The 16,906-nt window shown below is 61.8% G+C and carries 11 protein-coding genes; 5 read left to right on the plus strand and 6 right to left on the minus strand.

The features are described from left to right. Positions 1–206 precede the first annotated feature (206 nt). From LXM96_RS19890 to LXM96_RS19905, 4 genes are all read right to left on the minus strand, one after another. Entirely contained in the window at positions 207–2,282 is a 2,076-nt protein-coding gene (locus LXM96_RS19890; protein WP_240000306.1) for an ATP-binding protein, read from the minus strand. Between the two features lie 104 nt (positions 2,283–2,386). Further along, positions 2,387–4,600, minus strand: coding sequence for a 3-hydroxyacyl-CoA dehydrogenase NAD-binding domain-containing protein (locus tag LXM96_RS19895; protein WP_240000307.1), 2,214 nt, complete (start codon positions 4,598–4,600; stop codon positions 2,387–2,389). 13 nt (positions 4,601–4,613) lie between these two features. Further along, a complete protein-coding gene (locus LXM96_RS19900; RefSeq protein ID WP_240000308.1) occupies positions 4,614–5,822 on the minus strand; it encodes an acetyl-CoA C-acetyltransferase in 1,209 nt (402 codons plus the stop codon). Between the two features lie 97 nt (positions 5,823–5,919). Then, positions 5,920–7,713, minus strand: coding sequence for an acyl-CoA dehydrogenase C-terminal domain-containing protein (locus LXM96_RS19905; protein ID WP_240000309.1), 1,794 nt, complete (start codon positions 7,711–7,713; stop codon positions 5,920–5,922). 368 nt (positions 7,714–8,081) lie between these two features. Between LXM96_RS19905 and LXM96_RS19910 the strand changes: the two genes are divergently transcribed. From LXM96_RS19910 to LXM96_RS19920, 3 genes are all read left to right on the plus strand, one after another. Continuing rightward, on the plus strand, positions 8,082–11,882 hold the full coding sequence (locus LXM96_RS19910; protein ID WP_240000310.1) for an SEL1-like repeat protein: 3,801 nt from the start codon (positions 8,082–8,084) through the stop codon (positions 11,880–11,882). A gap of 220 nt (positions 11,883–12,102) precedes the next feature. Continuing rightward, positions 12,103–13,029, plus strand: coding sequence for a sulfite exporter TauE/SafE family protein (locus LXM96_RS19915; RefSeq protein ID WP_240000311.1), 927 nt, complete (start codon positions 12,103–12,105; stop codon positions 13,027–13,029). Beyond that, positions 13,029–13,832, plus strand: coding sequence for a TIGR02186 family protein (locus LXM96_RS19920; protein ID WP_240000312.1), 804 nt, complete (start codon positions 13,029–13,031; stop codon positions 13,830–13,832). Before LXM96_RS19915 ends, LXM96_RS19920 begins: the two co-directional genes overlap by 1 nt. A 64-nt stretch (positions 13,833–13,896) precedes the next feature. Here the strand turns inward: LXM96_RS19920 and LXM96_RS19925 are convergent, their stop codons facing one another. Further along, positions 13,897–14,685, minus strand: coding sequence for a DUF4394 domain-containing protein (locus tag LXM96_RS19925; protein WP_240000313.1), 789 nt, complete (start codon positions 14,683–14,685; stop codon positions 13,897–13,899). A 228-nt stretch (positions 14,686–14,913) separates the two neighbouring features. Here LXM96_RS19925 and LXM96_RS19930 point away from each other — a divergent pair, with 228 nt between their 5' ends. Both LXM96_RS19930 and LXM96_RS19935 read left to right on the plus strand, forming a co-directional pair. Continuing rightward, positions 14,914–15,435 (plus strand): sigma-70 family RNA polymerase sigma factor, encoded by a 522-nt coding sequence (locus LXM96_RS19930; protein ID WP_240000332.1) that lies wholly within the window; start codon positions 14,914–14,916, stop codon positions 15,433–15,435. Next, complete coding sequence (locus tag LXM96_RS19935) at positions 15,432–16,163, plus strand: anti-sigma factor (protein ID WP_240000314.1); 732 nt, start codon at positions 15,432–15,434, stop codon at positions 16,161–16,163. The genes LXM96_RS19930 and LXM96_RS19935 overlap by 4 nt, the downstream gene beginning before the upstream one ends. Before the next feature lies 1 nt (position 16,164). Here LXM96_RS19935 and pdeM read toward each other — a convergent pair whose 3' ends face one another. Further along, entirely contained in the window at positions 16,165–16,896 is a 732-nt protein-coding gene (gene pdeM / locus LXM96_RS19940) for a ligase-associated DNA damage response endonuclease PdeM (protein WP_240000333.1), read from the minus strand. Positions 16,897–16,906: the final 10 nt, after the last annotated feature.

Raw genomic sequence — 16,906 nt, forward strand, 5'->3', positions numbered from 1 at the left:
CCGGCGCATCCCATCCGCCATGAGCTCAAGCCCGGAAAATCCTCCAGCCGGGCGGTCCAAAATCCGGGAGCACCTCACAAGCCCGGAAAATCCTCCAGCCGGGCGGTCCAAAATCCGGGAGCACCTCAGCATAGCGGAGCGTCTCTTGTAATGTTGCGCATGGGAGTGAGATACGGCGGCAAGGGGGGGAACAAGTCCAATGTGCGCTATAGGCCACTCAAGACGTTCAGTTTGTCGAAGAAAATGCGGTTTCGCTTTTTCGCATCAGAAAGCAGTTTAGAGTAATCAATCACTTCAAGGTAGATCCCGTAATTTTTGTGGTACCCGTAGAAGGTCAGCCCATCCGGCGTCGGGTTCATGTCCCGGTCGATTAGAATTTCGCGTAAACTTGGTGTTATATCACAGACGACGTAAGCAAAGGCCGGTATCTTATCGTTTGCAACTGTGATCGGCCTTCCCCGCTCATTCCCAAACTGACCGCTCCTGATATCGCTGATCTGATCGAGTACCTGTTTGAGCGGGTTTTCAGGTTCATCATAATTGTCACGTTGAGGCCGCTTGAATTCCACCACAACGATGCTGCTTATAGGAGAGCCATCTTCAACATTGTCGGCGAACGCTAATTTTCGATCGAATATAAAAAGGTCTGGCCTTTTTCGCGAAGCGGCATCGAAAACCTCCAGCCTGTCCAAAGGTTTATCAGAGGCAACGAAAGAGTGATACGTTAATCTTTCGTCGATGATCCAGAGGTTCTGCTGTGAATAAAGAATATCTTCGTCAGTGTTCCTCATGGGAAACAAGATATTATGCACCGCCTCCTCGAGCGGATATTTGTTGGTTTCCGCATTCGAAGACAAAGCCTTCTCGAGCAACTCTATGACAATTTTGCGATGTGCCACGTACTGCGCCAAAGCTGATTGTCCAAGTTCATTAGACTTCCCCATGAAGTCGGATATCCGCGTACGATAGCCTTCGTAATCATCAAGCTTGGCAGCCTCAGTGAGTATTTTTGCCCCTTCTCGTTTTAGCGACACCTCACGCTGATGAAGCTCCTTATGAAGAGCCAGTTCGATCTCCAATTTCGATGCGTTCGGAGGAATGCTGCTGATGAAATCGGCAAGGTAGCGAAGAATCGGCTTATACTGCGGGGCGTCCGACTGGACATAAGCACGGATTCTGCGAGATTTCGCCTCGTTCACGGATTCGATCAACTCCGATAGATCGTTCTCCACGAACTCCAGACATTTTCGCCGTATGTCCGACCTGCGCACATCATCATGGAAGAGGCCTGAGTCCTCACCTTCATCTCCGGGCTCACCATCCTGTAGGTCAAAGTCTGTGCGGTAGTTGTTCACCTTTTCATTCAAATAGTCGCCTTGGTCGACTGCTAGATAGACGAATGAAGTGCCATCCTGATCAGGAAGCCGCCCTGAAAGATTAGGCACGTGGTCATCAAGCGTCTCGCTCAGGACGCCTCGTGAGTTGGCGGCATATATCAGCCTGTGCTTGGAAGCACGTGGCGCGGTCAACCTGAAGCCGCTCACCAAGAAGCGGCGTCCACTGATTGAGAATTCGGCTTCTCGCGAATTCGCTCGGAAGTGTTCTTCGAACACCTCATTGAGAGAGGTTATGATCCCTTGATCGTGAACTTCAACAATAGGACAATCAGGCCTCATTAGCACCAAAACGAAGTGCTCCGCTAAACGCTGGCAGAGTTGCTCGACAGTACGCGGACATTGTTGCCTGTAAGGGTTGCGGAAGCCCGAAAGGCGAACAGTAGTACCGACTGCTCCATTCGCTACTGGCTTTGCCCCTGCCAAGTCCGGATCATAGTCTACGTCGAAAATAAAATCGCGCCTCCACAGAACCGTTCGGCCAGCGGTGTCATCGTCGTCGGAGAAGCAGCTCGTAATCCTAACTTCATCAAAGGCTTTGAGCCACATGAAGCGGCCGAGACCTTTCCCTCCACGTTCGACTTTATGTTCTGAATAAGCAGTATTGAAGGAGTCAAAGTTCTCGTCGTTGAAGCCGACGCCCGTGTCAGTGATCGTAAACCCGGACACAAAAGGATTTTCTTCGCCTAGAAGGTCGTGCTCTCGCTCAACGCTAACAATGATCTTGTGTTGCCTGCTGGTCGCTACATCCTCGATAGCTTGGAACGAGTTCATTACTGCCTCGAATAGAGGCAGCAATGCCTTCCACTTTGGCAGCGGTGTCTGACGAATCTGCCCGCGAAGGTTGGTCAGAAGCAATCCGGAGGTCGGCGTCACCGCGAGCGTCATATTTTCCCTCTCTACTAAATCCATCAGTTAAGACTGAGTCGAGAAGCCGTCAACAATCACAACAGGACGTAGAGCGGATACACTTGCATCCACGAAAAGGCGGCCTAAGCCGCCTTCTCCACGTCGCCATACGGATCGAACCGGCCGTAGAAGGTTTCGCCGTTGGCCGCCATCTCCTGGAGCAGCGGCGTCGGCTTGAAGTGGTCGCCGTAAGTCTCGGCTAACCGCTCACACAGCTCCACGAACGTCTTCACGCCCATGCCGTCGATGTAGGAGAGCGTGCCGCCGGTATAGGGGGCGAAGCCGAAGCCGAGGATGGAGCCGACGTCGGCTTCGCGCGGGTCCGTGACGATGCCTTCCTCCACCGTGCGGGCGGCTTCCAGCGCGATGGTGACCAGGAAGCGCTGCTTCAGGACGTTGACATCGACCTCGGAGGCCGGCTTCTGCGGGAAGAGCTCCTTCAGGCCCGGCCACAGCGACTTCTTGGCGGGCTTTGCCGGATAATCGTAGAAGCCCTGGCCGTTCTTGCGGCCGCGGCGGTCGAGCACGTCGACCATCTTGTCGATCAGGTCCATGTGCTCGGGCTTGACGGCATTGGGGCCGAGATCGGCGATCGAGGCCTTCATGATCTTCTGGGAGAGATCGACGGCCACCTCGTCGTTCAAGGACAGCGGGCCGACCGGCATGCCGGCCATCTTGGCGGCATTCTCGATCATGGCCGGCGGCACGCCTTCGATCAGCATGTCGTAGGCCTCGTTGATGTAGCGGAAGACGCAGCGGTTGACGAAGAAGCCGCGCGTGTCGTTGACGACGATCGGCGTCTTCTTGATCTTCGCGACGAAATCGAGCGCCATGGCCAGCGCCCGGCCGCCCGTCTCGGCGCCGAGGATGACCTCAGTCAGCATCATCTTTTCGACTGGCGAGAAGAAGTGAACGCCGATGAACTGCTCCGGGCGCTTGGAGTTTTCGGCCAGACCCGTGATCGGGAGCGTCGAGGTGTTGGAGGCGAAGATGGTGGTTTCCGGGATGACGGCTTCCACCTGCTCGATCACGGCCTTTTTCACGGCGCGATCCTCGAAGACGGCCTCGACCACGAGGTCGACATCGGCAAGCGTGGAATAGTCCGGCGTCGGGGTGACGAGGGAGAGCAACTGTTCGCCCTCTTCCTTCGTCATGCGGCCCTTGCCGACGGAATCGGCGACCAGCTTTTCGGAGACGACCTTGCCCTTGTCGGCGGCCGCCTGGTCGCGGTCGATCAGGACGACGGGGATGCCGGCGGCGGCCGTGACATAGGCGATGGAGGCGCCCATGAAGCCGGCGCCGACAACGCCGACCTTCCTGATCTCCGTCTTAGGAACGCCGGCCGGGCGGCGGGCGCCCTTGCCGAGCTCCTGCATGGAGACAAACAGCGAGCGGATCATCGAGAAGGCTTCGGTGGTCTGCAGGATCTGCGTGAAATAACGTTGCTCGACCTTCAAGGCGGTGTCAAAGGGCAGCTGCAGGCCTTCATAGACGCATTTGAGGATCGCCAGCGCGCCCGGGTAATTGCCGGCGGTTTCGCGGCGCAGGATGGCGGGTGCTGCCGGGAAGAGCTGGGCGGCTGCAGGGGTCCAGACGCCGCCGCCGGGAACCTTGAAGCCCTTCTCATCCCAGGGGGCGACGGGCTTCATACCGTCCTTGATCATCTGCTTGGCGGCTTTCACGAGCTCGCCCGGCTCGACGACCTGATGGACGAGGCCCATGGCCTTGGCGCGCTGGGCGGTCAAGGACTGGCCGGTCGTCATCATCTGCAGGGCGTCCTGCGCGTTGGCGAGACGCGGCACGCGCTGGGTGCCGCCGGCGCCCGGGAAGATGCCGACCTTGACCTCAGGCAGCGCGATCTTGACGGACTTAGCATTGGCGGCGACGCGGCCGTGGCAGGCAAGTGAGAGTTCAAAGGCGCCGCCCATGCAGGTGCCGTTGATGGCCGAGACCCAAGGCTTGCCGTTCAACTCGATGCGGCGGAAGAGCTGCGACATCTGGCCGGCGGCATCGAAGAGCTTCTGGACGGCCGCCTGCGGATCCTTCGCCTTTTCCTCGGCGAGCATGGAGAACATCGACTTGATCATGGTGAGATCGGCGCCGCCGGAGAAGGAAGACTTGCCGGAGGTGAAGACCACGCCCTTGACCGCGGCATCTTCCACCGTTGCCTTGAGGATGGCATCGAGCTCCTCCATCACCTCGAGGGTGAAGACGTTCATGGATTTGTTCGGCATGTCCCAGGTGACGAGGGCGATGCCGTCTGCGTCGGTCTCGACGGTGAAGTTCGTGTAGGTCATCGTCAATCCTCCCTTAGACGCGTTCGATGATGGTGGCGGTGCCCATGCCGGCGCCGATGCAGAGCGTGACCAGCGCGGTGTTCAAGTCACGCCGCTCCAGTTCGTCGAGCACGGTGCCGAGGATCATGGCGCCGGTGGCGCCGAGCGGGTGGCCCATGGCGATCGCGCCGCCGTTGACGTTGATCTTGTCGTGGGGGATGTCGAAGGCTTGGCAGTAGCGCAGAACGACGGCGGCAAAGGCCTCGTTCAGTTCGAAGAGATCGATATCGGCAATCGACATGCCGGAGCGCTTCAGGAGCTTCTCGGTGACGTCGACCGGGCCGGTCAGCATCAGCGCAGGGTCGGAGCCGATGTTGGTGAAATGGCGGATACGGGCACGCGGCTTGACGCCCATGGCTTCACCACCGGCCTTGGAGCCGAGGAGGACGGCTGCAGCGCCATCGACGATGCCGGACGAATTGCCGGCGTGGTGGACATAGGTGATCTTCTCGACTTCCGGATGGGCCTGGATGCCGACGGCCTCGAAGCCACCCATCTCGCCCGGCATCTGGAAGGAGGGGTTGAGCGAGGCGAGCGACTGCATATCGGTCGACGGGCGCATGTGCTCGTCACGGTCGAGGATGGTGAGGCCGTTCTGGTCCTTCACCGGGATCACCGAGTTCTTGAAGTAGCCCTTGTCCCAGGCGTTGGCCGCCCGCTTCTGGCTTTCAACGGCATAGGCATCGACGTCGTCGCGGGAGAAGCCGTATTTGGTGGCGATCAGGTCGGCGGAAACACCTTGCGGCATGAAATAGGCGGGGAAGTTGACCGAAGGGTCCATGTACCAGGCGCCGCCGGACATGCCCATGCCGACGCGCGACATCGATTCCACGCCGCCAGCGATGACGATGTCGTCGGAGCCTGCCGCGACCTTGCCGGCGCCGAAGTTGACGGCGTCGAGGCCCGACGCGCAGAAGCGGGAGATCTGCATGCCGGGGGCGGCAAAGGAATAGCCGGCCTCGAAGGCTGCGGCCTTGGGGATGACGGCGCCGGCATCCATGACCGGATCGACGCAGCCCATGATGATGTCGTCGACGGTGGACGTGTCGAGGCCGTTCCTGTCGCGGATCGCTTCCAGCGTTTTGGCCGCAAGACGGACGGACGGCACCTCGTGCAGCGATCCGTCCTTCTTGCCGCGGCCGCGCGGCGTGCGGACGTGGTCGTAAATGAAGACTTCGGTCATGGTCTCATCTCCCTGGGTGGCAAAGCGTCTTGCCAGAAATGTCATTCGGTGGGGAAGATCAAAACCCTCCCCGTCCCTCCGCGGCGGAGGGGAAGGATCAGAACGCCTCGGCGGCGAGTTCCATCATCGTGTCGGCGCCGGTTTCGATGCGGGCCTTGCGCAGGGCCGTTTCCGGCATGATGCGCTCCATGTAGAATTTGGCGGTCACGAGCTTGTTCTTCAGATGCTCCTCGCGCGGGTCGCCTGCGGCGATGCCGACCTGGGCCGCCTTTGCCATCTTCGCCCACATGTAGCCGAGTGTCACCAGGCCGAAGAGGTGCATGTAGTCGGTGGAGCCGGCGCCGGCATTGTCGGGCTTGGCCATGGCATTCTGCATGAACCACATGGTGGACGCCTGCAGGTCGTTCAAGCCCTTCTTGAGCGCCTTGGTGAACGGCGCCATTGCCTCATCGGCGCGGTTTTCCTCGCAGAAATCGCCGATTTCCTTGAACATGGCCATCACAGCGCGGCCGCCGTTCAGCGCCAGCTTGCGGCCAACGAGATCGAGCGCCTGGATGCCGTTGGCGCCTTCGTAGATCATCGCGATGCGGGCATCGCGGACATACTGGCTCATGCCCCATTCTTCGATATAGCCGTGGCCGCCATAGACCTGCTGGGCCATGACCGCATGGTCGAAGCCCTTGTCGGTGAGCACGCCCTTGAGGATCGGCGTGGCGAGGCCGAGCAGGTCGTCTGCATTCTGGCGCTCTGCGGCATCTTCCGAGCGATGCGCAATATCGGACTTCAGCGCCGTCCACAGCATGAAGGCACGGCCGGCTTCGTTGAAGGCCTTGATGGTCATCAGCGTGCGGCGGATATCCGGATGCACGATGATCGGGTCGGCCTTCTTCTCCGGCGCCTTCGGGCCGGAAAGCGAGCGGCCCTGGATGCGTTCACGGGCGTAGGCGACGGCGTTCTGGTAAGCCGTCTCGGCAATCGACAGGCCCTGCAGACCAACACCGAGGCGGGCCTCGTTCATCATGACGAACATGGCGGCAAGACCCTTGTTCTCGGCGCCGATCAGATAGCCGGTTGCTTCGTCATAGTTCATGACGCAGGTGGAATTGCCGTGGATGCCCATCTTATGTTCGATGGCGCCGCAGGTGACGGAGTTGCGCTCGCCGACGGAGCCGTCGTCGTTGACCATGAACTTCGGCACGATGAAGAGCGAGATGCCCTTGGTGCCTTCCGGCGCACCCTCGATACGGGCAAGCACCAGATGGATGATGTTGTCGGTCATGCCGTGCTCGCCGGCCGAGATGAAGATCTTCTGACCCGACAGCTTATAGGTGCCGTCACCGTTCGGAACGGCCTTGGTGCGCAGCAGACCGAGATCGGTGCCGCAATGGGGTTCCGTCAGGTTCATGGTGCCCGACCAGGTGCCTTCCACCATCTTCGGCAGGTAAGTCTGCTTCTGCTCGTCCGAGCCGTGGACGAGGATCGCGGCGATCGCGCCCTGGGTCAGGCCCGGATACATCATCAGCGACATGTTGGCGGACGACATGTACTCGCCGACGGCGGCGTGCAGCGTGTATGGCAGGCCCTGGCCGCCGAACTCTTCCGGCACGGCAAGTCCGATCCAGCCACCCTGGCAATATTGGTCATAGGCTTCCTTGAAACCCTTCGGCACGGTGACCGTGCCGTCGTCGTGGCGCGTGCAGCCTTCCTGATCACCTGAGAGGTTGAGCGGGAAGAGCGCTTCCTCGGCCACCTTGGCGGCTTCGCCGAGGATGGCTTCCACCATATCGGGCGAGGCATCGGCGAAGCCCGGCAGGTTGCCGAAGCGCTCCAGGCCGAGCACGTCGTTCAGTACGAAAAGGGTATCGTTTACCGGAGCCTTGTAGACAGGCATGGTCGAGCTTCCTCCATAAACCTCGCACGGACTTGAGGGTCCGTCATCATGTCTCCCACAAATAATTGACGTTCGCGTAAACGTCAAACAGTCCGTCGGATTTTTCGACGGGATGACCTTCGGACGCTTAAAGACGGGCGGTCACTCCCGACAAGGTGGAGCAATCGTTAAAAAAGTCGGCCACGGTTAACAGGTTGTTTACCACGTCCGACGAAATATTCGGCATTCGAGGGAGCGTTCCCTGCGAGTCGCAAGATCCGCATCGAGCACCTCCCTTCGCCGCTCGTCAACCAACGGTGCGGCATCGACTTCGCCAGGGGCCGAACCGAGGCCTACCGCCACGCTTAAACGTTGGAACGAGCAGCGACATGAACGGTTCACGATCGATATCTGCCCGGCGCGGCGAAAGCTCCTCCCTCGAGGCGCTGAATCGCACCATCGAAGGGCTTGAGGCGCGGATCCAGGGGCTGATGAAAAGCTCCGGGGAAACCAAACGCCCGACTACGGAAGAGCGGAGACCTTTGGCGAGCACACGACCGGACGATCTGCCCCGTTCGGATGCCATTGACCCGCTGCAAGAAATCCGCAACCGCCAGAGGGCTCTGGCTCGTTCTTCCGAACGCAACACAAGATCGACCGGAGAATTGAAGCCGCTGCTAGCGCCACCTCCCAGGATGGAGCGGAACGCAGACCTTCGCCGGCCAGAACCACGTCATTCCGAAGCATCTACAGCTCCGGCCATCGCTCCGCAGGTTCCTGACGGCTCCCTGAGAGAAATAGCAGAGTCGCTCGTCAGCCTGCGGCAGGAACTGAAACAAGACATCACCGATGGCGTCGCGCGGGAGATGAAGGCTCTGCGTGCCGAAATCGGCAGCATCCGGGATTTCGCGCAAGGCCAGCAGATCGGTGACGACCTGCGTCATGATCTGGCACAGCTTGCGGACCAAATTCATACCCTGGGCCATCGCGGTGGCCCGGAGGCGGAGGCCCTGCGCGCGGAATACGAGGAACTGCGCGCCGTGATAGACGGGCTGGCGCGGGAAGACAGCCTGCGGCATCTGGACGCCCGATGGGAGGGCATCGAGGAGCGGATCATTGACCTGGACACGAACAGCCTGCGCGAGGAGCTGATCGGGCTGGCCTACCGCATCGACGACATCAAGGGCGAACTAGGCTCCATGAGCAACAGCCCCGCCATCCGGGCGCTGGAGCAGAATCTGGTCGCAGTCGCCACCGCGATGGAACAGCTCGGCACGCGCATGCAGCCCTCGGACGAGCTGAAGGAGCAGTTCGTCCTCCTTGACGAGCGGCTGGACGAAATCAGCCGGGCAATCGCCGCGAGCGGTCGCGCCGCCTCGGCCGCAACAATCGACCACGCTGCCGTACAGCGGCTTGAAAGCCGCATCGGAGGCTTAGCCGACCAGATCGACACCATGGCGCGCGCCAGCCGAGAGCCGGCCCATGATTTTGCCAGTCGAATCGAAGCACTTTCGAGCCGGATTGAGCAACTGTCTACCGAGGAAGTGGCGTTACGGCTGGAGGAGCGGCTGGAACAGCTCTCGCACATGCTTTCACAGCCGCGCCACGCGGCAGAACATGCAGGACTGACGGAGTACCTCGCCGACATATCGGACAAGATCGATCGTCTTGGCCATGGCCAGGTCAACGATGCGCTGGCCATGCGCCTGGATTACCTCGTCCGACGCATAGACGAGATGGACTACCATCAAAGCCTGCAACTGCCGGCCAACGAGCAGGCAGCCATCGGCAGGATCGAGCAGCGTCTCGGCGACATTGCCGCGCGACTGGACGACACCCTTCAAGGGCCGTCCGGCGACACTGCGGCTCTGAAGAGCCTGGAGGCGCAAATCGCGACCCTTTCCGAGCTGATGAGCAATCCCCCCGAGGCCAGCGGGCGTCCGGGGCCGGAGATCGATCACCGCGTTTCGGCTCTCGAAGCCCATGTCGGTACGAACGACGAATACATCATCGAGGCGGCTCGACAGGCGGCAGAAGCAGTGGTGGAGAGCTTCGCTCGACGGGAGCGTTCGGGCGCAGCCGCGGTTGACGGCGAGGCGCTGGCGGGTCTCGCGCAGGATCTGCGGCATCTGGAGGAACTGACGCTCAACAAGGACGAGCGATCCCAGCACACGCTGAACGCCCTGCACACCACGCTCGTGCAGATCGCCGACCGGCTGGATGCCATGGAAGACCGTTTCGCCTCCACGACGATGCACTCCCCTGAACCACAACATCGGCATGGCGAACGGACATCAGCGGGCATCTCGACTGTCGCGACGGGCGAGATGGTTGAAGATGCAAACCGTATCCACGCCGACCTGATCGGGTCGCTGGCGGACAGCACGACACACACACCCGCGGGACATTCCGCGGCCCCCATTTTCGACGACACCGTCGACTCTCGGGAGCCTGAAGTTGAGACGGATTCGGACGAAGCAAACGTCTCGCCCGAAGCACCCCTCGCCGCAGATGAGAGCCCCGCCCCAAAAGCCGGCATCTTCAGCCAGATCTCCAAGCGCCTTCGCCCGGCGCCCAAGCAGACAGGAGCCAAGTCCGGCCGGGCCGTCGTCGACCCCGTCCCCTCGCTCGATCCGGTCGACCTCCTGCCGCCGGAGCACGAGCACGAGCCGCTAGAGCCTGGTTCCGGCACCCCCGACGTGCGTCAGATCCTGGAGCGCGTGCGCGCAAGCCAGGCCGCGGCCGGTGGCGACGCAAGTCGGCCCCCGGGGGATCGAGCGGATTACATTGCCGCTGCACGCCGGGCGGCAAAGGCCGCCGCACTGGAAACGGACCCAAGCTTCGATGGATCAGGCAAGAACCGGCGAGACAGATCCGGCGGTGAAGGCGGAAGCGCGTTGTCGCGTCACCGTCGACCGATCATGCTGGCCGTCGGTGCCGTGCTTCTTGCTCTGATGAGCATGCCGCTCGTCAAGACGCTCACGACGCCGGAGCAGATGCCGCAGACCGCAGCCTTGAGCGAAGCGCCCCCCGAAACCACGCCCGCCGCGCCAGCTGAAACGCCGACGTCGGTGAACACGGACGCGAAGGAGGCACCGCCGACTCCGGCACGAATCGAGCCTGCAGCCCAAGACGCCAGCGAAGTTGCGGCAACCGTCCCGACGGTGGCCCCGGCTCCCCAGGCCGAGCTCAGTCCACCGATGACGCCGCGCCCTGCCGAGGGCATGGCCTCTACACTCGACCGGCCGGAGCCGCAGCCAGAATTGTCCGAAACAGTTCCGGCGGTGGAAGAGCCAGCGGTTGTCACGGCAACCGAACCGGCCGCTCCAAAGATCGTCGTTCCGGCCTCCATCGGACCGGAATCCCTTGCCAAGGCCGCCGAGGCCGGAGACCCGGCTGCGCTCTTCGAAATCGGCGCGCGTTACACCGAAGGGCGCGGGGTGGCCGTCGACGCCGCCGAGGCAGCAAACTGGTACAAGCTTGCCGCAGATCGCGGTTCAGCACCGGCACAATATCGTCTTGGCAATCTGTTCGAGAAGGGCAACGGCGTTACCCGCGACGTGGACAAGGCACTAGCCTATTACAAGAAAGCCGCTGACGCCGGCAACGCGAGCGCCATGCATAATCTCGCCGTGCTCAACGCTTCAGGCGTGGAGGCTGAGCCGGACTATGCAGCCGCTGTCGGCTGGTTCAAGAAGGCCGCGGAGTTGGGCGTCTCCGACAGCCAGTTCAACCTTGCCATCCTCTATGCCCGCGGCAACGGCACGGAACAGAACCTGGTTGAATCCTACAAGTGGTTCGCCATTGCGGCCGAGGGCGGTGACCAGGATGCGGCTCAAAAGCGCGACGAGGTTGCCAAGGCCATGCGCAAGGAGCAGGTGGAGGCCGCCCAGGCGGCGGCCAAGGCCTGGCAACCACAGCCGCTCAACGATGCAGCCAACAGCGTCCCGCTGCCGGATGAGTGGGCAGGCGAGAAGCCAGTGAAAACCTCTTCCGTGGACATGGAGAAGGCTATCCGCAACATCCAGGCCATCCTGAACAAGAGCGGTTTTGATGCCGGTACTCCGGACGGTAAAATGGGCCAGCGCACGATCGGCGCCATCAAGGCCTTCCAGACCTCGGTCGGTCAGGAGCCGACCGGCAAGATCGATGACGCACTGGTGAAGGAACTGTTGGCACGCAACACCTGAGGGAAGACTTGAAGCCCTGTTGCGGTGATGCCGCTAAGAATCGCTCTTTCTTTCGATCGATCCAAAAGGTTTGACAGCAGCGAGTGCCTGTCGGCATGAGGAGAACATGTTCATGCCTTCTTCACGCGGCATGTGACATACTTCCTTCCATCGCAGCGAGGGCCTCGAAAAACCGCCCGCGCGCCGCGTCGTAATGCTCATTGCCTGCTGAGGTTCCGCCGTGACTGTCTACCTGCCGATCGCAGAGCTTTCGGTGAACATCTTCATTATTCTCGGCATGGGCGCAGCCGTCGGCTTCTTGTCCGGCATGTTCGGCGTGGGCGGAGGTTTTCTGATCACGCCGCTGCTGATTTTCTACAATATTCCGCCCGTGATCGCCGTTGCGACCGGTGCCAGCCAAGTGGTTGCCTCGTCCGTATCTGGCGCCATCACCCATTTCCGGCGCGGCACGCTGGACATGAAGCTTGGAACAGTCCTTCTGGTGGGCGGCCTGGCCGGCGCCACCGTCGGCATATCGATCTTCTCCTGGCTCAGGCGGGTCGGCCAGCTCGACCTGTTCATCTCGCTGCTCTACGTGCTGCTACTCACCACCGTCGGCATCCTGATGCTGAACGAGAGCGTCCGAGCGCTGCGCCGTTCAGCCCGCAACGAGCCACCGGTCGCCAAGCGGCCCGGCCAGCATATCTGGGTCCACCGGCTGCCGTTCAAGATGCGCTTCAAGCGCTCCAAGATCTATCTCAGCGCCGTCCCAATCCTGGTGCTTGGCTTCGCCATCGGTGTCTTGACCTCCATCATGGGTGTCGGCGGCGGCTTCATCATGGTGCCGGCGATGATCTATCTCCTGCGCATCCCGACCAACGTGGTGGTGGGTACATCGCTGTTCCAGATCATCTTCACCACCGCGTATACGACCATGGTGCAGGCGGCGACAAACTACTCGGTGGACATCGTGTTGGCGACGATCCTAATGGTGGCGGGCGTGATCGGGGCTCAGTATGGCGTGCGCGTCGGGCAGAAGCTGCGCGGGGAGCAGTTGCGCGCGCTGCTGGCGCTGCTGGTGCTGGCAGTGGGGATTCGTCTGGCGATCGGATTGGTGGTCGCTCCGGAGGACCTCTACTCCGTTTCAGTCGGAGGCTTTGCCGACTGATGCTGACCCGTCTTTGCTACCTGCTGGCCACTGCTTTTCTGACAACCGCCACTCCGACCGCCGGTCAGGTGCCGTTGGGGGAGGCTTCGGCCGTTGAAGAAGGACTGGAGATCGGCACCTCGACGAGCGAAATCGCCATCACCTCCGACTTCCGCGGCGCCGATCTGACCGTTTTCGGAGCGCTCACCAATGCCGACGAACTGTTCCTGGCGATCGGCCAGTATGATGTGATCGTGACGCTGGAGGGGCCGCGAGACTATGCAACGGTGCGCAAGAAGGAGCGCGTTCTCGGCATCTGGATGAACACGGCATCCATGACGTTTGAGCAGGTGCCGGTCTCCTATTCGCTCGCAAGTACCCGTGAGATCGACGCGATCGACGAGGCGCCATCGCTTAACAGCATCGGCGTGGGCATCAACCACCTTGCGCTGACGCCCACGGGCTTTCTGGGCAATGCGGTCAACCTGAGCGAGTTTCGCGAGGCTTATCGGCGCCTGAAGCTCGCCAACGGGCTGTATCAGCGCGACACGAGCGGCGTGCGCTTCGTCTCCTCCAGCCTGTTTCGGGCGTCACTCCGGCTCCCCGCCAACATTCCCGATGGGATTCACACCGTACACGCCTACCTGTTCAAAGGCGGCGAGCTCATCGTGCAGCAGGAGCTGCCGCTCAGGGTGGTCAAGACTGGCCTGGAGCAGGCCATCACCGATGCTGCGCATAACCGGCCTATCCTCTACGGCTTAGCTTGCGTGCTGATTGCCGTCATCACCGGCTGGGGTGCCAGCCTGATCTTCCGCAAGGACTAAGAATGCCGAGCAGACTTGGGTGACAGAGGAAGGCCGGTTGCGACCGCCGGCCTTCCTCCTCGCATTACATCGCCGGAAGAACGGCGATGTCGCGGATGTCGCCGTCTGCGCCGGTGATGTCGGCCGTCTTCGTTGCCTTGCCGCTTTCCAGATCGACGGTATGAAGCGCGTCGCCGGCTACCAGCCAGGCAGTATTCTCCCCATCGGCTGTGGTCTGTACGTCGAAGGCGTAGGTTGAAGGCATGCCTTCGCCACCGAGCTTGCCGATCGCCTTCAAGGTGCCGTCATTCGGCTTGGTCTGCTGGATGAGACCGCCGATGGTGGCGTCGATGTTGTACATCGCCGTCTTTTCCGGCTTTCCGTAGGAGTTGATATAGGCGGCCGCGACGATGTTCGGCTCCTCGCCCTTGTGCATATCGCCCTCCTCGAAAGCGAGGCTGCCGTCGACCGTCACTTCGCCCGTGTCGGGATGGACGCGGTGATTGGTGGTGCCGGTCATGTAACGGAGCCGGTCGGCCATCGGGTTGAAGTCGACAACGACGGGGGCATTGCCGATCGTCAGCGGCTTGTCCATCTTGGCGACCTCGGTCGCAGCCCCGGTTTCCATGTCGATCGTGACGATGGTGCTGTCCGGCGTGACGCCGACGAGCGTGTTGTTGGACGGGCGAAGGTCGATGCCGACGAGGCGGTCGACGCCGGTTACGTCCATGGTTTCGGAAACGGCAGGATTGTCGGTATCGAACATCACCAGTGTCTTGTCGCCGACGAGGCCGACGACCGGCGCGGCGGATGCGGCCACCGAAGTGGCGGCGAGGACGCTGGAGGCGATCAGAACTGTGCGCAGTTTCATCATTATCTTTTCTCCCGTTGAATTCAGCATTGTGAGGCAATCGGCGCCTGGTGACGCCCTGCCTCATAAGGAAGACCCGCGAGAGGATGCGTTTGGATGCAGGTGAGAAAAAAATAAATTTAGCGGCGCATCCGGAAGCTCTCGCGACGTGTATTAGTGGCACGAGACAAACCCGGACGCGGGAGATGCAAGTTGAGCCTGGCAGAACTGCCGACCGAAGACCTTGCCGCAATGCTGGCCGCCTGTGGCCGCGGCGAACGCAGCGCGTTGAAGCGCATCTTCGATACTGAGGGCGGAAGGCTGATCGCCTTGGCGGAGCGAATTCTGCGCCGTCGCGACCTTGCCGAAGAGGTGGTGCAGGACGCCTTCATCCGGATCTGGACCAGCGCCCGGCAGTTCGACGGGAGCCGCGGATCGGCGCGTGGCTGGATTTACGCGATCGTCCGCAACCGCGCGCTAAACGTTCTCAGGGACGGGCGAAGGGAGGACACCGTTGAAGAGGATCGGCTCGAGGCGTTGCGCGAGGACGAGCAGATGGAGCATATCCTGTCGGCCTGGCAGGCGCTTGACCGCAACAGCCGGCTTCACGACTGCCTTGGTGCGCTGGACGAGAAGAAGCGCAGCGGAATCCTGCTTGCCTATGTCGGCGGCTACACGCATGGCGAGATCGCCGGACGGCTGAAGCTGCCGCTCGGCACGACGAAATCATGGATCCGCCGAGGGCTCTCCGCGCTGCGGGAGTGCATGGCATGAGGCTCGACAATACCACCGCACCCGAGATTGCCGACGAATATGTGCTTGGTTTGCTCGACCCGGCGGAGCAGCAGGCGGTGGAGCAAGAGGCGGACAAAAATCCGACCTTGCGTACAGCGATCGCCGCAAGCCGGGAACGCTACCTGCCGCTCGACCTGACCGTTGAACCGGCCGCCGTACCGGCAGGGCTCTGGGGACAGATCGAAGCAGGGTTGGCGGATGGCGATACGGCCGTGCCGCTTGGAGGCGCGACGCTTGCACCGGAAGCTGCGCTCACCCCCGCTGCCAACGACAACCGTCGCTTCGGCTGGCGGGCAGCCGCCCTCTCCTCAATGGCCGCGTCGCTGGTGCTGGCCGTTGCCTTGACCTGGAGCCTGGGGCGCCAGGCTGATCCCGTCGTGATCGCCGTGCTCCTGAACGAGGCGGGCGAGGTGCAGGCGGTGGTCGAGGATTTCGGCAACGACACCGCTGAGATCCGCCTTCTCGCCGACATCCGCGTGCCGGAGGACAAGGCGGTGGAGGTCTGGACGCTGCCTTCGCAGGAGATGGGGCCTGTGTCGCTCGGCCTTCTGGAGGATGGCAGATCTTCGCGTCTCGAAGCACCTCCGCTACCACTACCAGCGGCTTCGCAGCTCTACGAGATCACGTTGGAGGATGCCGGGGGTTCGCCGACCGGTCGTCCAACCGGACCGGTTCTCGCCAAAGGATTTGCACAACCGCCCCGATAGATCAGCCGAGAAGGTTGGCGTAGCGAACGGAATAGATGCGGTCGTGGCCGAGCAGGTGAGCGACCAGCGCCTGGCGGTCGAACAGACCGTGCATGGCCTTGTGGTTGAGGTCGAGCCCGCCGGCCAGCACGCCGAAGGCCGGCATCAGCAACCGCAGTCCGTCGGTGGCGAAACACGGGCGACGAACGTATTTTTCGCGGCGACGGACGGTCGCCGATGGATGCAGGTGACCGGCAACCTCACCCTTGCCGACCGTGAGGCTCGGTTCGTGGCGGAAGACGAGACCGCCGTAGAGCAGTTCATCGACGGAAGTGCCCGGAAGATCGGTCGTGCCGTCCGGATCGTGGTTGCCGTTGATCCAGATCCAGTCCCGGCCGCGGGCCATCGCGCCGATCAGCGACCTGAGATCGTCCGGGAGATGGGCCGAACCCTTGCGGTCGTGGAAATTGTCGCCGAGCGATATGACGGTTCTCGGATCATAACGTGCGATCACTGCGGCCAGGATGTTGAGCGTCGCGATCGTGTCGTAGGGCGGCAGCATCATGCCGCGACGTGCAAAGGCCGCGCCCTTTTCGAGATGGAGATCGGAAACGACCAGCACACCGGCGTCCGGCAGGTAAAGCGCGCCCAGCGGGTCGCAGACCGCTGCCACGCCGTGGACAACGGTTTCTTCCGATCCGGCCTCGCGGCCTGTCAAGGTTGCTGTACGGGCGGCAAGCCCGAGGCGATGCATCAAGCGTCTG

Origin of the sequence: Rhizobium halophilum, from assembly GCF_021648825.1 — a bacterium.
GTDB classification, from domain to species: Bacteria; Pseudomonadota; Alphaproteobacteria; order Rhizobiales; family Rhizobiaceae; genus Neorhizobium; species Neorhizobium halophilum.